The organism is Streptomyces sp. SID13726, assembly GCF_010548375.1.
In the GTDB taxonomy this organism is placed as follows: Bacteria; Actinomycetota; Actinomycetes; order Streptomycetales; family Streptomycetaceae; genus Streptomyces.
In genome coordinates this window covers 364957-378092 of sequence record NZ_JAAGLY010000006.1, presented here as the reverse complement: position 1 = coordinate 378092, position 13136 = coordinate 364957, and the positions used below count along the sequence as shown (strand labels likewise).

The following is a 13136-nucleotide window of genomic DNA, read 5'->3' as shown; positions in this document are numbered from 1 at the left end:
ACGACCGACACGCAGCGATGCTGCGCACTCGGATGTTTATTCGGGAGCGGGCTGTGTCGCCCCCGCTTCCGGGCTTTCCGGGAGGAGATGGGACAGCACCATCACGCTGATCGTCTTCCGGATGAACGGCTCCACGCGGATGCGCTCCAGTACCTCCTCGAAGTGCTCCACGTCCCGCGCCCGGACATGCAGCAGCGCGTCCGCGCCCCCGGTCACCGTCATCGCCGCGGTGATCTCCGGATGGTTGCGGACCACCTCCGCGAGCCGCCTCGGCGGGGCCGCGCCCTCGCAGTACACCTCGACGTACGCCTCGGTGGTCCAGCCCAGCGCCGACGGCTCCACCGTGGCCGTGAACCCGGTGATCACCCCGGTGTCCCGCAGCCGGTCCACCCGCCGCTTGACCGCCGTCGAGGACAGCCCGATCGCGGCGCCGATCTCGGCGAAACTGGTCCGGGAGTTCGCCATCAGCGCGGTGATGATCTTCCGGTCGAGCTCGTCGAACGCCGAGGGCCTGCTGTTCATGTCGGCACTGTATCCAGCAAGGACGTCCACACCTCCGCACATGTCCAGCCATGCGAATTACTCCTACACTCCGGGTTCATGCTGCGCGCCCTGGCTGTCGACGACGAACGCCCCTCGCTGGAGGAACTGCTCTACCTCCTCAACGCCGACCCCCGGATCGGCACCGTGGAGGGGGCCGGTGACGCCACCGAGGCGCTGCGCCGCATCAACCGCGCGCTGGAGTCGGGCCCGGACGGTCCCGAGGCCATCGACGTCGTGTTCCTCGACATCAACATGCCCGGGCTCGACGGCCTCGACCTCGCGCGGCTGCTGACCGGGTTCGCCAAGCCGCCGCTCGTCGTGTTCGTCACCGCCCACGAGGACTTCGCCGTCCAGGCCTTCGACCTCAAGGCCGTCGACTACGTCCTCAAGCCGGTCCGCAAGGAACGCCTCGCGGAGGCCGTCCGCCGAGCCGCCGAACGCCTCGACAGCGCGCCCCGCATACCCGTCCACGAACCCGACCCCGACCACATACCCGTCGAGCTCGGCGGGGTGACCCGGTTCGTCTCCGTCGACGACATCACCCACGTCGAGGCCCAGGGCGACTACGCCCGCCTCCACACCGACAGGGGCAGCCACCTCGTCCGTATCCCGCTGTCCACCCTGGAGGAGCGCTGGCGCTCGCGCGGCTTCGTCCGGATCCACCGCCGCCATCTCGTCGCCCTGCGCCACGTCGGCGAACTCCGCCTGGACGCGGGCACGGTGAGCGTCCTGGTCGGCGGCGAGGAGCTCCAGGTCAGCCGCAGGCACGCGCGCGAACTGCGCGACCTGCTGATGAGGAGGCCCTAGCCATGCCGCAGGACCCCGTCGAGCGCCGCGTCGTCGTCACCGGCCCGCCCCGCCGAGGCCGCCCCGCCTCCGGCTACTACCGGCCGCGCACCGAGATCGACGAACAGACCACCCTCGGCCACACCTACGTCCGCTCCCTGATGCGCACCCAACTCCGCGCCGCCCTCGCGGTGTTCGCCTTCCTCGGCCTGCTCATCGGCCCGCTGCCGCTGCTCTTCGCCGCGATGCCCGACGCCCACCGCCTCGAATGGGGCGTCCTCGGCTTCGGCCTCTACGTCCCGATGGTCCTGCTCGCCCGCTGGTACGTGCGCCGCGCCGAACGCAACGAACGGGACTTCGTACGGCTGGTCGAGGACCGATGAACTCCAGCTACTCGGTACCGGCGGTCGCCCTGGTCGTCGTCGCCACGGTCCTGGTAGGCGCCTTCGGCCTGCGCATCTCCCGCACCACCTCCGACTTCTACGTCGCCTCCCGCACCGTCGGCCCCCGCCTCAACGCGGCCGCCATCAGCGGCGAGTACCTCTCCGCCGCCTCCTTCCTCGGCATCGCGGGCCTGGTCCTCGTCCAGGGCCCCGACATGCTCTGGTACCCGGTCGGCTACACCGCCGGCTACCTCGTCCTGCTCCTGTTCGTCGCCGCCCCGCTGCGCCGCTCCGGCGCCTACACCCTCCCCGACTTCGCGGAGGCCCGGCTCGCCTCCCAGGCGGTACGACGGCTCGCGGGCGCCTTCGTCGTCGGCGTCGGCTGGCTCTACCTGCTGCCCCAACTCCAGGGCGCCGGGCTCACGTTGACCGTACTGACCGGTGCTCCCCAGTGGCTCGGCGGAGTCATCGTGGCCGCCGTGGTGGTCGCCACCGTCGCCGCGGGCGGCATGCGCAGCATCACCTTCGTGCAGGCCTTCCAGTACTGGCTCAAGCTCACCGCCCTCCTGGTCCCCGCCCTCTTCCTCATCCTCGCCTGGCAGGGCGACGGCGCCCCCAGCCACGCCTTCGAGGAACCGGCGACCTTCCGCGAACAGCGAGTGGTCCGCGTCGGCTCCACCCTCGACCTCAAGCTGGAGCGCCCCCTGACCGTCACGGTCACCGGCACGGTCGACGGCCGCGCACACGAGGACCGGAAGCTCCAACTCCCCGCAGGCACGCACCACATCGACAAGGGCACCCGCCTCACCTTCGCCAAGGGCACCACCGTCCCCGCCGCCGACCGCGGCACCAGCGACGGCATGTCCACCTCCCTCGCCGCGGGCCGCGAGGAACGCCCCCTGTACGCCACGTACGGACTGATCCTCGCCACCTTCCTCGGCACCATGGGCCTGCCGCACGTGGTCGTCCGCTTCTACACCAGCCCGCACGGAGTCGCCGCCCGCCGCACCACGGTCGCCGTCCTCGGCCTGATCGGCTGCTTCTACCTCCTGCCCCCGGTCTACGGCGCCCTCGGCCGCCTGTACGCCCCCGAACTGACCCTCACCGGGGACGCCGACGCGGCCGTCCTGCTGCTCCCGGAGCGCATGATCGGCGGCCTCGGCGGCGACCTGCTGGGCGCGCTGGTGGCGGGCGGCGCCTTCGCCGCGTTCCTCTCCACGGCCTCCGGACTCACCATGGCGGTGGCCGGGGTGCTCACCCAGGACGTCCTCCCGACGCGCGGCGTACGGCACTTCAGACTCGGCACGGTCCTCGCGATGCTCGCCCCGCTCGCCGCGAGCGTCATCGTCGGCGGACTGCCCGTCGCCGACGCGGTCGGCCTCGCCTTCGCCGTCTCCGCCTCCTCCTTCTGCCCGCTGCTCGTGCTCGGCATCTGGTGGCGGCGGCTCACCCCGCCCGGCGCCGCCGCGGGCATGCTGGTCGGCGGCGGCTCGGCGTTCGTCGCCGTGGCCGCCACCATGGCGGGCTTCCCGGCGACCGGCGCCCTGCACTCCCTGCTCGCCTGGCCCGCCCTCTGGTCGGTGCCGCTCGGCTTCCTCACCATGGTCCTGGTGTCCCTGGCCACCGCGGCCCGGGTACCGGCCGGCACGGCGGCGATCCTGGCCCGCTTCCATCTGCCGGAGGAACTGCGGGCGGAGGTGAAGGCATGAGCGGATTCCTGGCCGGGCTGTGCGTGGCCATCCTGCCGCTGCTCGCCGCCGGCTTCTGGCTCGGCCGCCGCACCGCCCACCCGCAGAACCTGGGCGGCCTCGGCACCCCCGTCGAACACGCCACCTTCGAGACCCTGCACACCGCCTCCCTGGCCGCGCCCCCGCTCCGGGCCGGGCTGACCGAGGAGACCGCCCGCAAGTCCGCCCGCCGACTGCGCTCACTGCTCGGCACGGACGCCCTGTGCCTCACCGACCAGAAGCAGGTCCTGGTCTGGGACGGCGTCGGCGGCCACCACCGCACCGAGATCATGGAACGCCTCGCGGGCCCGCTGGAGACCGGCCGCGGCGAGGCCTTCCCGCTCACCTGCGACGCCCCGGACTGCCCGGTCCGCTGGGCGGTCGTCGCCCCGCTCACCGTCGACGACCGCGTCCACGGCGCCCTGGTCGCCTGCGCGCCCCGCGAGTCCGCCGTCCTGGTCCGCGCCGCCGGGGAGGTCGCCCGCTGGGTCAGCGTCCAGTTGGAGTTGGCCGATCTCGACCAGTCCCGCACCCGGCTGATCGAGGCCGAGATCAAGGTGCTTCGGGCCCAGATCTCCCCGCACTTCATCTTCAACTCGCTCGCGGTGATCGCGTCCTTCGTGCGTACCGACCCCGAACGCGCCCGCGAACTCCTCCTCGAATTCGCCGACTTCACCCGCTACAGCTTCCGCAGGCACGGCGACTTCACCACCCTCGCCGACGAACTCCACGCCATCGACCACTACTTGGCGCTGGTGAGGGCACGCTTCAGCGACCGCCTCTCCGTCACCCTCCAGATCGCCCCCGAGGTCCTCCCGGTCGCCCTGCCCTTCCTGTGCCTCCAGCCGCTGGTGGAGAACGCCGTCAAGCACGGCCTGGAGGGCAAGACCGAGAAGTGCCACATCCAGATCACCGCACAGGACACCGGTGCCGAGGCCCTGGTCGTCATCGAGGACGACGGCGCCGGAATGGACCCGGTCCTGCTCCGCCGTATCCTCGCGGGCGAGGTCAGCCCCTCGGGCGGCATCGGCCTGTCCAACGTCGACGACCGGCTCCGCCAGGTGTACGGCGACTCCCACGGCCTCGTCATCGAGACCGCCGTCGGCGCGGGCATGAAGGTCACCGCCCGGCTGCCCAAGTACCAGCCGGGCGTGCACTCGGCGAGCCGCCTCACGGGCGGCTGACGTCAGGTGCTGCGGGTGGCCACCATGCCGAGAGTGATCAGGCCCAGCACGACCCAGCCGAACCACAGCCAGCCGTTGCTGCCGAGCGCCACCGTGTAGGCGGTCACCGCGACGAGTCCGCCGACGGTGAGCACCCCCATCGTCCGCGTGGAGCTGTCCGTAGAACCGGGCATCGCGACACCCTCCTCAGGATTCGTCCCCCTCCATGGTGCCCCCGTTCTGCTTCCGGACGGTGCACACGACGAAATGCGTCCCGCTCTTCCAGGGCCCCTCGCTCGTCCAGGACCCCGCCGTGTAGACCGACGGATCGAAGCCGTAGTCGCCCGGCGGCACGTCCCGCGCACACGCCGGATCCGACTCGGTCCGCGCCTCGGAGAAGGGCACGTCCGCGCCCAGACGGGTGAATCCGAGCACCTGCTCGTCGTAGGGGCCCTCGCAGGAGACCAGCCGGGCGTCCCGGTTGGTGCGCACGTCGAGACAGTCCCGCCGCTGCATGGTCGCCGTGTCCGCGAACGCCGAGCCCAGCGCACGGCGGGTGCCGATCGGCCCGTACACCGGCCCGTTCCCGCCCACCACCAGACAGGCGGTGCGCCGCCCCGCCGCTTCGAACCCGCCGTCCGCCGGCACCACCGCAAGGCTGCGGACGTCCGCCAGCCGGCCCCGGATCTCCCGCGTCCGCTCCTCGCACCTCGCCGCCCCCGTCCGCCGCGCCTCCTCCGCCGAGGCGGCCGCCACGAACGCCGTCACCTGCCCGTCCGGAGCCGCCGCGCACCCCGCGTCCAGCCGTAGCCGGGGCGTCCCCTGGAAACGGTTCGACCCCGGCCAGTCGGCGATCACACAGTCCCCGTCCCGCAGCGCCTTGGTCAGCCCGACCGTCGCGCCGTACGGCCGCTTGTCGCCCCCGTCACCGCCAGGGCTGTCCGAGGACCGGTCGGCCATCGCGTACCACACGCCCCCCAGCGCCAGCAGCACCCCGAGCCCGCAGGCCAGGACGGCCCGCAGGGCGTGCGAGCGCTCGCGCCGCCGACGCCCGCCACGCGGCGGCGGGGGAGGCGGCAGCACGAACGGCTCACCCGTGGTGTGCGGCCGGCTCCCGTTCGGCGGCGGTCCGAAGCCCTGCGGGGCCACCGGCGGCGGTACTGCGGGCCCCGCCCAGGGCGGCTGGGAGCCGAGGTCGGTCTGCGTCCGGACGTACGGCTCGGCCTGCGGGGTCACGATCCGCGACAACGCGGCCTCCGCCTCCGGTGCCGACAGCCGCTGTGCGGGGTCCTTGGCGAGCAGCGCCTGGAGTACGGGGCCCAGCGCGCCCGCCCGCACGGCCGGCCGGGGCTCCTCCATGACCACCGCGGTCACCTCGGCGAGATGCGACTCCCGCTCGAAGGGACCCACGCCCTCCACGGCGTGGTACAGCGTGCAGCCCAGCGAGAACAGGTCGGCCGCGGGCGTCGGCGCCCCGCCCGTGGCCCGCTCCGGGGCCAGATAGCCCGCCGTGCCCACCAGCACCGACGCCAGCGTGTACCGCGTCTCCCCGGCGTCCGGCTGCACGGAGATGCCGTAGTCGGTGAGCAGCACGCGTCCGTACGGTGCCCCCGAGCGGTCCGGCGCCAGCAGGATGTTCGCCGGCTTCACGTCCCGGTGCATCACGCCCCGCTGGTGCCCGGCGGTCAGCGCGTCCAGCACCGCGAGCCCGATGCGCGCGCACTCCGCCGGGGCGAGCGGGCCGCGGGTGTCGACCAGGTCGCGCAGGTCCACGGCGTCCGCCACGTACTCCATGACGATCCACGGCAGCCCGTCGTGCTCCAGGACGTCGTGCACGGTCACCACGTGCGGGTGGCCGCGCAGCCCGGCCGCGTGCCGGGCCTCCGCGCGGGCCCGCGCCACCCGGGCCTCCCGCTCGTGCCCCTCCTCGACGGGATCACGGAACACGATCTCCTTGAGCGCGACCTCACACGCGAGTCTCTGGTCGTGGGCGAGCCACACATGGCCCATGCCGCCGCTGCCGAGCGGGTTCAGCAGCAGATACCGGCCGGCGATGACCCGGCCCACTCCCGAGGTCGGTGATCCTGAAGGCATCCGGTGACTCTCCGGTTCTACGGGGCGCTATGCGGTGACGGTGGCGCTCGGCCCGTCGGAGGCGGGTCCACCGGTCGCGGGCCCGCTGCTCGCCGGTGCGCTGGTGACGGGGTCACTGCTCGACGGAGGCGGTGGCGGGGGCGGCGGTGGCGGGGGCGGAGCGCTGCTGGTGACCGGGTCGTCGGGCGGGGGCGATCTGGTCACCTCCGGCGGCGCGCTCGACGTGGGGTCCGAGACGGGTGGCGAGCTGGGCGGACGGCTCGACTTGTCGGCGGACGGCGAGCTGGGCGTCGTACTCGTGGAAGGAGCGGACGAGGACACGCCGGGCTTGCCACTGGGCGAGCCCGACGAACTGGATGAACCGGACGAGCCGGAAGAGCCGGAAGAGCCGGACGACGGCGGTGCACTGGTCGGCGGTGTCTTCGGCCCGGAGGACGGCGGCGGGGGAGTGGTCGTCGGCCCGCTCTGCCCACCGGAGCCACCGGAGCCGCCCGATCCACTCGTGCCGCCCCCGGCCACGGTCAGCATCACGTACTGCCCGAACCCGAGCTCCGCCCCCGCGGGTGGATCGGTCGCCGTGACCCTCGCGCTGTCCGGCGGCGCCCCCTGCCCGGCGTACCCGGCCGCCAGCCCGGCGTCGATCAGCCGCCGGCCGGCCTGCACGAAGGTCGTCCCGGCGAGGTCCGGCACCCTGCGCGGCTTCCTCGCGTCGAAGGTGGAGTCCTTCTCGCCCGTGGTGCCGACCGGGCGGTTGATCCCGCGGGCGGGCTCCTGGACGTCGACGAGGGCGATCCGCTCCAGTTTCCGCGGCGCGGGCTTCACCGCCAGCACCGACTCCCGCTCGTATCCCGCCCACTTCTTGTTGCCGTCCTCGAACTGGACGGAAATCCGGCTGCTGTCACCCTCGAAGGGCCGCAATGGATTTCCGCACGAGCACTTCACAGCCGGAAGCCCTTGTTCATCGACGAGAATCGCGATTCCCGCCTGGAGCAAGGAGTTGTACGGGACGGCCTTTTCCTTCTTGTAGTCGTGGTTCTCGACGAGAGTGTCGTGACGCAGCAGAACAGGTGTGAGTCGATCGAGATATTCCGGTATCCCGTCGGTGCCGATGTGCAGGACGGACGCCCACGCCTGTGCCTTTTTGTGATTCCTGGGATCGGTGAGGAATCGTTCGAGTCTGGCCACGTCACAGATCGTCGGCTGCTTGCTGCCGCCGTACAGACCGGGTGTGTCACCCTGCTGAAGGCTGCCCCGCACCGGCTGCGAACGCACCGCGGCGTCCCTGCCCAGCCCGCTGTTCTCGTCGAAGAACGGATCGAGCGACGGCACATGGGCCGCCACCGCCTTGACCACCGTCAGCGGAGTGCTGTTGTCGCAGCCGCTCAGCAGCAGCGAGAAAATGGCAAGGACCGTGGTCCTCTGCATAAATGCGCGAAATGTCATCACCGCTCCCCCTGGCGGTTCCCCCAACGCGCTTCATGCTACTGAATGCTTCGGAAAGACGCGGCCTTCAACGCCCGCGTGCGTTCAATGAGGCCAAATATGCGTTGTACGCCTCGAGTTCCTTGTCGCCGTCCCGGTCGGCGGCCCGGTCCTTGCGCTTGGACTGCCGCTGTTCGGAGCCGTACCACTGGAACAGCAGCGCGATCAGCACCAGTACGGAGGGAATCTCACTGAACGCCCAGGCGATACCGCCGGCCGCGTTCTGATCCGAGAGCGCGTCGATGCCGAGCGAGGCGGGCGGGTTCTTGAACGTCTCGACCATGGGCTCCGACGCCATCATCAACGCGATCCCGAAGAACGCGTGGAACGGCATCCCCGCGAACAGCTCCAGCATCCGCATCAGATAACCCGGCCGGTGGGGTCCCGGGTCGACGCCGATGATCGGCCAGAAGAACACGATGCCGACGGCCAGGAAGTGCACCATCATCGCGATGTGCCCCGCCTTCGAGCCCATCAGGGTGTCGAAGATCGGCGTGAAGTACAGCGCGTACAGGCTCGCGATGAACAGCGGAATGGTGAACGCCGGGTGCGTGATGATCCGCATGTACCGGCTGTGCAGCAGCGCGAGCAGCAGCTCCCGCAGCCCCTTGCGCCCCTTCCCGGCGACGGGCAGCGCCCGCAGCGCGAGCGTGACGGGGGCGCCGAGCAGGATGAGGATCGGCGACAGCATGCTGATCACCATGTGCTGCACCATGTGCACGCTGAACATGACCATCCCGTAGTCGTTCAGCCCGGTGCACATCACCAGCATGATGGTCAGCACACCGGCCACGTAGGAGACGGTCCGCCCGACCGACCACGCGTCCCCGCGCCGCCGCAGCCGCACCACACCCCATGCGTACAGCCCGAGGGCGAGGAGACACGCGACGAGGAAGAAGAGGTCGGCCGACCACTGAAGCCCTCGTCCCAGCGTGAACGGCGGCAGATCGTGGGTCATGCCGTGCCCGCTGTGGTCCATCGCGGCGGCTCCTGATTCGTGGGGGTTGTGCAAGTCTGTCCGTCACACAGACTAGAACCGCCCCCGGTCGCGGCTGCGACCGGGGGCGGCTTCCTTCAGTGCCGTACGCGCTGATCTAGAGGACGCACTCGGCTTCCTCGTAGCGGTCCGCGGGAACCGTCTTCAGCGTCTCCACCGCCTCCGCCAGCGGCACCATCACGATGTCGGTCCCCCGAAGAGCCGTCATGTGCCCGAACTCCCCCCGGTGCACGGCCTCCACCGCGTGCCATCCGAACCGCGTGGCCAGCACCCGGTCGTACGCGGTCGGCGTACCGCCCCGCTGCACATGCCCCAGGATGACCGGCCGGGCTTCCTTCCCCAGCCGCTCCTCCAGCTCGATGGAGAGCTGGCGGGCGATCCCGGCGAACCGCTCGTGACCGTAGATGTCCTTGCCGCCCTCGTCGAAGGCCATGGACCCGGGCGCCGGCTTGGCCCCCTCCGCGGCGACGACGATCGCGAACCGCTTGCCCGCCTCGAACCGCTCGCCGACCCGACGGGCCAACTCCTCGATGTCGAAGGGCCGTTCCGGTACGACGATGGCGTGCGCGCCCGCGGCCATCCCGGAGTGCAGCGCTATCCAGCCGGTGTGCCGCCCCATGACCTCGACGACGAGCACCCGCTGATGGGACTCGGCGGTGGTCTTGAGCCGGTCGAGCGCCTCGGTGGCGACCCCGACGGCCGTGTCGAACCCGAAGGTGACATCGGTGACCGCGATGTCGTTGTCGATGGTCTTCGGCACACCCACGATCGGCAGGCCGGCGTCCGACATCAGCCGGGCGGCCTTCAGCGTGCCCTCGCCGCCGATCGGGATGATCGCGTCGAGTCCGAGCTCCTCGACGTGCCCCTTGGCCCGCTCCACACCGTCCCGCAGATGGGAGGGCTGGACCCGGGAGGAGCCGAGGATGGTGCCGCCGCGGGCCAGGATGCCGCCGACGGCGTCGAGGTCGAGCTTGAGGTAGTCGCACTCCAGGAGGCCCTTCCAGCCGTCCCGGAAACCGATGACCTCGTCGCCGTGGTCGGCGACGGCACGGTGCACGACGGACCGGATGACGGCGTTCAGGCCGGGGCAGTCGCCGCCGGACGTGAGGACACCAATGCGCATAGCCGCGAGAACCCTATCGACGTGGTCGGGTCCGGACCACGCTGTCCGGCTCGAACCCCGCCACCCTAGCGGCAGGAGGGGGCGGGGCCGAAGCATGCGTCCGCCTGCTGGACGACCCCGCTCACCTGTGCGGACGTACCGTCAGACGGGCTGCGCGCACCGAGCCGGAGAGCGGGGGACCGCGCAGGTCAGGCGGGCTGCTGCGCGGCCGCGATGCGCTCGTTGCGCAGCGCCTCGTACCACCGGTCGTCGGTCGGCGGCAGCGCGTTCACGTCCAGTGCCAGCTTCAGCAGCAGGTCGGCGATCTGCGGATTGCGCGCGAGCACGGGGCCGTGCATGTACGTACCGAAGACCGTGTCGTTGTACGCCCCCTCCGTACCGTCCCCGGTGCCGTTGCCGTTGCCCAGGCGGACGTTGGCGAACGGGCGGGCGGTCGGGCCGAGGTGGGTGACGCCCTGGTGGTTCTCGAAGCCGGTCAGCGGGGGCAGGCCGAGGCGCGCGTCGATGTCCGCGAGGACGTCGCCGACGCAGCGCTCGCCCTCGCCGCGCACCGAGACCACGTCGAGCAGACCGAGGCCGGGCTCGCGCTGGCCGAGGTCGTTGATGAACTCGTGGCCGAGGATCTGGTAGCCGGCGCAGACCGAGAAGACGATCGCGCCGTTGCCGACGGCCCGGTGCAGTCCGCCGTCCCGGCGCAGCCGCTCGGCCGCGAGCCGCTGGGGCCGGTCCTCGCCGCCGCCGATCAGGTAGATGTCCCCGGAGGTCGGGATCGGCTGGTCGCTGCGCACGTCGAGGCGGGCCACGTCGAGGCCGCGCTGACGGGCCCGGCGCTCCACGACCAGGACGTTGCCCTGGTCGCCGTAGGTGCTGAGCAGGTCGGGGTAGATCCAGACGACCCGCAGGCTGTTGTCGCTCACAAAAGTCCTCTGTCTGTCAGTTGCCGACGCGGCGGCGCAGGTCCTGGAAGGCGGTGTAGTTCGCGATGACCTCGATACGGCCGGGCGGGCTCATCGACACCGCCTGGTCGACGTTGTCGCAGACCTGGAAGTTCTGGTTCGCGACCTCGAGACGCACCGCGAGGTCCAGCTTGCGGTCGCCGATCACGCAGATCGGGTGGCCGGTGAGCCGGGTGTAGTCGACGTCCCACAGCCAGGAGGTGTCGGTGCCGTCGGCGCCGCGGGCGTTGACGGAGAGGATCACCGGGGTGGGCGGCGGATCGATCAGGCTGAACGTTTCGAGCCAGCCCGCCGGGTTCTTCGCGAGCAGCAGCCGCAGGTCCCGCTGCTGGAACTGGACGACGTCGTAGCGGCCGGCCACGGCCTGCACCTGGTACATGCGTTCCAGGGCGACCTGCGGCGGTACGCCGAAGACGGCGGCGACGGCCGCGGAGGAGGCGGCGTTGGCCTTGTTGGCCCGGCCGGGCAGCTGGAGGTGGATCGGCCAGGCGGAGCCGTGCGGGTCGAGCACGTGGTCACCGGAGAGCGCCCAGCTCGGCGTCGGACGCCGGAACCCGCACTCGCCGCAGAACCAGTCGTCGCCGGGCCGCTGCATCACGCCGCCGCAGGCCGGGCAGGACCAGGCGTCGTCCTTCCACATCTGCCCGGCGGCGACCCAGATCACGTTGGGGGAGGAGGAGGCGGCCCACACGACGAGCGGGTCGTCGGCGTTGGCCACGATCACGGCCTTCGAACCGGCCAGTCCCTCACGCCAGTTCTCGGCGAGCATGCGGGTCTCGGCGGCACGGTCGAGCTGGTCGCGGGAGAGGTTCAGCAGGGCGATGCACTTGGGGTCGGTGTCCCGGGCCACGCCTGCGAGGTACTTCTCGTCGACCTCGATCACGCCGTACCGGGCGTCCGAGCCGCCGGCCAGCGCGGAGGTGATGCCGGCGGGCATGTTGGCCCCGAGCGCGTTGGACACCACGGGCCCGGCGGCGCCGAGCGCCTCGGCGATCAGCCTGGTCGTGGTGGTCTTGCCGTTGGTCGCGGAGACGAGGACGACGTCCAGGTGCTGGGCGAGCCGGGCGAGGAGGTCGGGGTCGAGTTTGAGGGCCACCTTGCCGCCGATGACCGAACCGCTGCCGCGACCCGCGGCTCGGGATGCCGCCGCGACGGCCTTGCCCGCCGTCACGGCGAGCTTGGCCCGCGGCGAGAGCGGGTCCGAGTTGGCTGTCATCAGTTCTCGATCCTCCTTGCGTACGCGCCGCGACTCTGCCTCCGGCCACGTGGTGTGGACCTCAGCCTATCGAGATCCGTAGGCACTCCCGAATCGCCGTACCCTTGCGGCCATGCGAAACGGCTCCATTCCGGGCACCCACGGCCGCGTCCGGCCCCTCACCCTGCTCGGCGGCCCCGCCCTGCACGAACCCTGCGCGGACGTATCGGACTTCGGCCCGGAACTGGCGAGCCTCGTGGAGGACTTGTTCGCGACGATGTACGCCCACGAGGGGGTGGGCCTCGCGGCGAACCAAGTGGGCGTCCCCCTGCGCGTGTTCGTCTACGACTGCCCGGACGACGAGGAGGTCCGCCACCTGGGCCATGTGGTGAACCCACGGCTGGTGGAGGCCGACGGCCTGGTCCTGAGGGGACCCGAGGGCTGTCTTTCGCTGCCGGGCCTGGAGGCGGGAACGGAGCGCTACGACCACGCCGTGGTGGAGGGTTCCACGCTCACGGGAGAGCCCGTGACCATCCATGGCACAGGCTTCTTCGCAAGATGCCTACAGCACGAGATGGACCACTTGGAGGGCAGGATCTACGCGGACCACCTGACGGGCTGGCGCAGGAGGAAGTTGAGCCGACAAGTTGCCCGAACGTCCTGGCACAGGGCCAGGTGATCAAGTCA

The 13136-nt window shown here is 71.5% G+C and carries 13 protein-coding genes; 5 read left to right on the top strand and 8 right to left on the bottom strand.

Annotated features, from left to right (window positions below; translation table 11 throughout):
• Positions 1-36: 36 nt before the first annotated feature.
• Positions 37-522: an Lrp/AsnC family transcriptional regulator gene (locus G3I78_RS18830; RefSeq protein ID WP_164425913.1), complete on the bottom strand. Its 486-nt coding sequence runs from the start codon at positions 520-522 to the stop codon at positions 37-39.
• A gap of 78 nt (positions 523-600) precedes the next feature.
• On the opposite strand from G3I78_RS18830, the gene G3I78_RS18825 reads away from it, so the two are divergent.
• From G3I78_RS18825 to G3I78_RS18810, 4 genes are read left to right on the top strand one after another with little or no spacing between them, the layout of a single operon-like run.
• Complete coding sequence (locus tag G3I78_RS18825; RefSeq protein WP_164425911.1) at positions 601-1350, top strand: LytTR family transcriptional regulator DNA-binding domain-containing protein; 750 nt, start codon at positions 601-603, stop codon at positions 1348-1350.
• A 2-nt stretch (positions 1351-1352) separates the two neighbouring features.
• A complete protein-coding gene (locus tag G3I78_RS18820; RefSeq protein ID WP_031051946.1) occupies positions 1353-1712 on the top strand; it encodes a hypothetical protein in 360 nt (119 codons plus the stop codon).
• A complete protein-coding gene (locus G3I78_RS18815) occupies positions 1709-3421 on the top strand; it encodes a cation acetate symporter (RefSeq protein ID WP_164425909.1) in 1713 nt (570 codons plus the stop codon). The genes G3I78_RS18820 and G3I78_RS18815 overlap by 4 nt, the downstream gene beginning before the upstream one ends.
• A complete protein-coding gene (locus tag G3I78_RS18810) occupies positions 3418-4623 on the top strand; it encodes a histidine kinase (RefSeq protein ID WP_164425907.1) in 1206 nt (401 codons plus the stop codon). Before G3I78_RS18815 ends, G3I78_RS18810 begins: the two co-directional genes overlap by 4 nt.
• A gap of 2 nt (positions 4624-4625) precedes the next feature.
• Here the strand turns inward: G3I78_RS18810 and G3I78_RS51225 are convergent, their stop codons facing one another.
• The 7 genes from G3I78_RS51225 to G3I78_RS18780 all read right to left on the bottom strand — a co-directional run bounded on the left by G3I78_RS51225 (position 4626) and on the right by G3I78_RS18780 (position 12470).
• The gene (locus tag G3I78_RS51225; protein WP_203615133.1) at positions 4626-4796 is read right to left on the bottom strand and encodes a hypothetical protein; all 171 of its coding nucleotides are present in this window, start codon (positions 4794-4796) and stop codon (positions 4626-4628) included.
• A gap of 13 nt (positions 4797-4809) precedes the next feature.
• Entirely contained in the window at positions 4810-6696 is a 1887-nt protein-coding gene (locus G3I78_RS18805; RefSeq protein WP_164425905.1) for a serine/threonine-protein kinase, read from the bottom strand.
• A 27-nt stretch (positions 6697-6723) separates the two neighbouring features.
• Positions 6724-8121, bottom strand: coding sequence for a PASTA domain-containing protein (locus tag G3I78_RS18800; protein WP_239157905.1), 1398 nt, complete (start codon positions 8119-8121; stop codon positions 6724-6726).
• A gap of 85 nt (positions 8122-8206) precedes the next feature.
• Positions 8207-9157 (bottom strand): cytochrome c oxidase assembly protein, encoded by a 951-nt coding sequence (locus G3I78_RS18795; RefSeq protein ID WP_164425902.1) that lies wholly within the window; start codon positions 9155-9157, stop codon positions 8207-8209.
• A gap of 115 nt (positions 9158-9272) precedes the next feature.
• Positions 9273-10298, bottom strand: coding sequence for a 6-phosphofructokinase (locus G3I78_RS18790; RefSeq protein WP_164425900.1), 1026 nt, complete (start codon positions 10296-10298; stop codon positions 9273-9275).
• 188 nt (positions 10299-10486) lie between these two features.
• Positions 10487-11215 carry a glutamine amidotransferase gene (locus G3I78_RS18785; RefSeq protein WP_164425898.1) on the bottom strand — a complete coding sequence of 243 codons (729 nt, stop codon included), beginning with the start codon at positions 11213-11215 and terminating at the stop codon, positions 10487-10489.
• Positions 11216-11231: 16 nt separating this feature from the next.
• Positions 11232-12470 carry a MurT ligase domain-containing protein gene (locus G3I78_RS18780; protein WP_164425896.1) on the bottom strand — a complete coding sequence of 413 codons (1239 nt, stop codon included), beginning with the start codon at positions 12468-12470 and terminating at the stop codon, positions 11232-11234.
• Positions 12471-12582: 112 nt separating this feature from the next.
• Here G3I78_RS18780 and def point away from each other — a divergent pair, with 112 nt between their 5' ends.
• Positions 12583-13128, top strand: a complete 546-nt coding sequence (gene def / locus G3I78_RS18775; RefSeq protein WP_164425894.1) for a peptide deformylase — start codon at positions 12583-12585, stop codon at positions 13126-13128.
• The last annotated feature ends 8 nt before the right edge of the window (positions 13129-13136 follow it).

Bases quoted from the DNA above. Each gene is read 5' to 3' on its own strand.
- G3I78_RS18830 (WP_164425913.1), bottom strand. From the start codon at position 522: ATGAACAGCAGGCCCTCGGCGTTCGACGAGCTCGACCGGAAGATCATC.
- G3I78_RS18825 (WP_164425911.1), top strand. From the start codon at position 601: ATGCTGCGCGCCCTGGCTGTCGACGACGAACGCCCCTCGCTGGAGGAA.
- G3I78_RS18820 (WP_031051946.1), top strand. From the start codon at position 1,353: ATGCCGCAGGACCCCGTCGAGCGCCGCGTCGTCGTCACCGGCCCGCCC.
- G3I78_RS18815 (WP_164425909.1), top strand. From the start codon at position 1,709: ATGAACTCCAGCTACTCGGTACCGGCGGTCGCCCTGGTCGTCGTCGCC.
- G3I78_RS18810 (WP_164425907.1), top strand. From the start codon at position 3,418: ATGAGCGGATTCCTGGCCGGGCTGTGCGTGGCCATCCTGCCGCTGCTC.
- G3I78_RS51225 (WP_203615133.1), bottom strand. From the start codon at position 4,796: ATGCCCGGTTCTACGGACAGCTCCACGCGGACGATGGGGGTGCTCACC.
- G3I78_RS18805 (WP_164425905.1), bottom strand. From the start codon at position 6,696: ATGCCTTCAGGATCACCGACCTCGGGAGTGGGCCGGGTCATCGCCGGC.
- G3I78_RS18800 (WP_239157905.1), bottom strand. From the start codon at position 8,121: ATGCAGAGGACCACGGTCCTTGCCATTTTCTCGCTGCTGCTGAGCGGC.
- G3I78_RS18795 (WP_164425902.1), bottom strand. From the start codon at position 9,157: ATGGACCACAGCGGGCACGGCATGACCCACGATCTGCCGCCGTTCACG.
- G3I78_RS18790 (WP_164425900.1), bottom strand. From the start codon at position 10,298: ATGCGCATTGGTGTCCTCACGTCCGGCGGCGACTGCCCCGGCCTGAAC.
- G3I78_RS18780 (WP_164425896.1), bottom strand. From the start codon at position 12,470: ATGACAGCCAACTCGGACCCGCTCTCGCCGCGGGCCAAGCTCGCCGTG.
- def (WP_164425894.1), top strand. From the start codon at position 12,583: ATGCGAAACGGCTCCATTCCGGGCACCCACGGCCGCGTCCGGCCCCTC.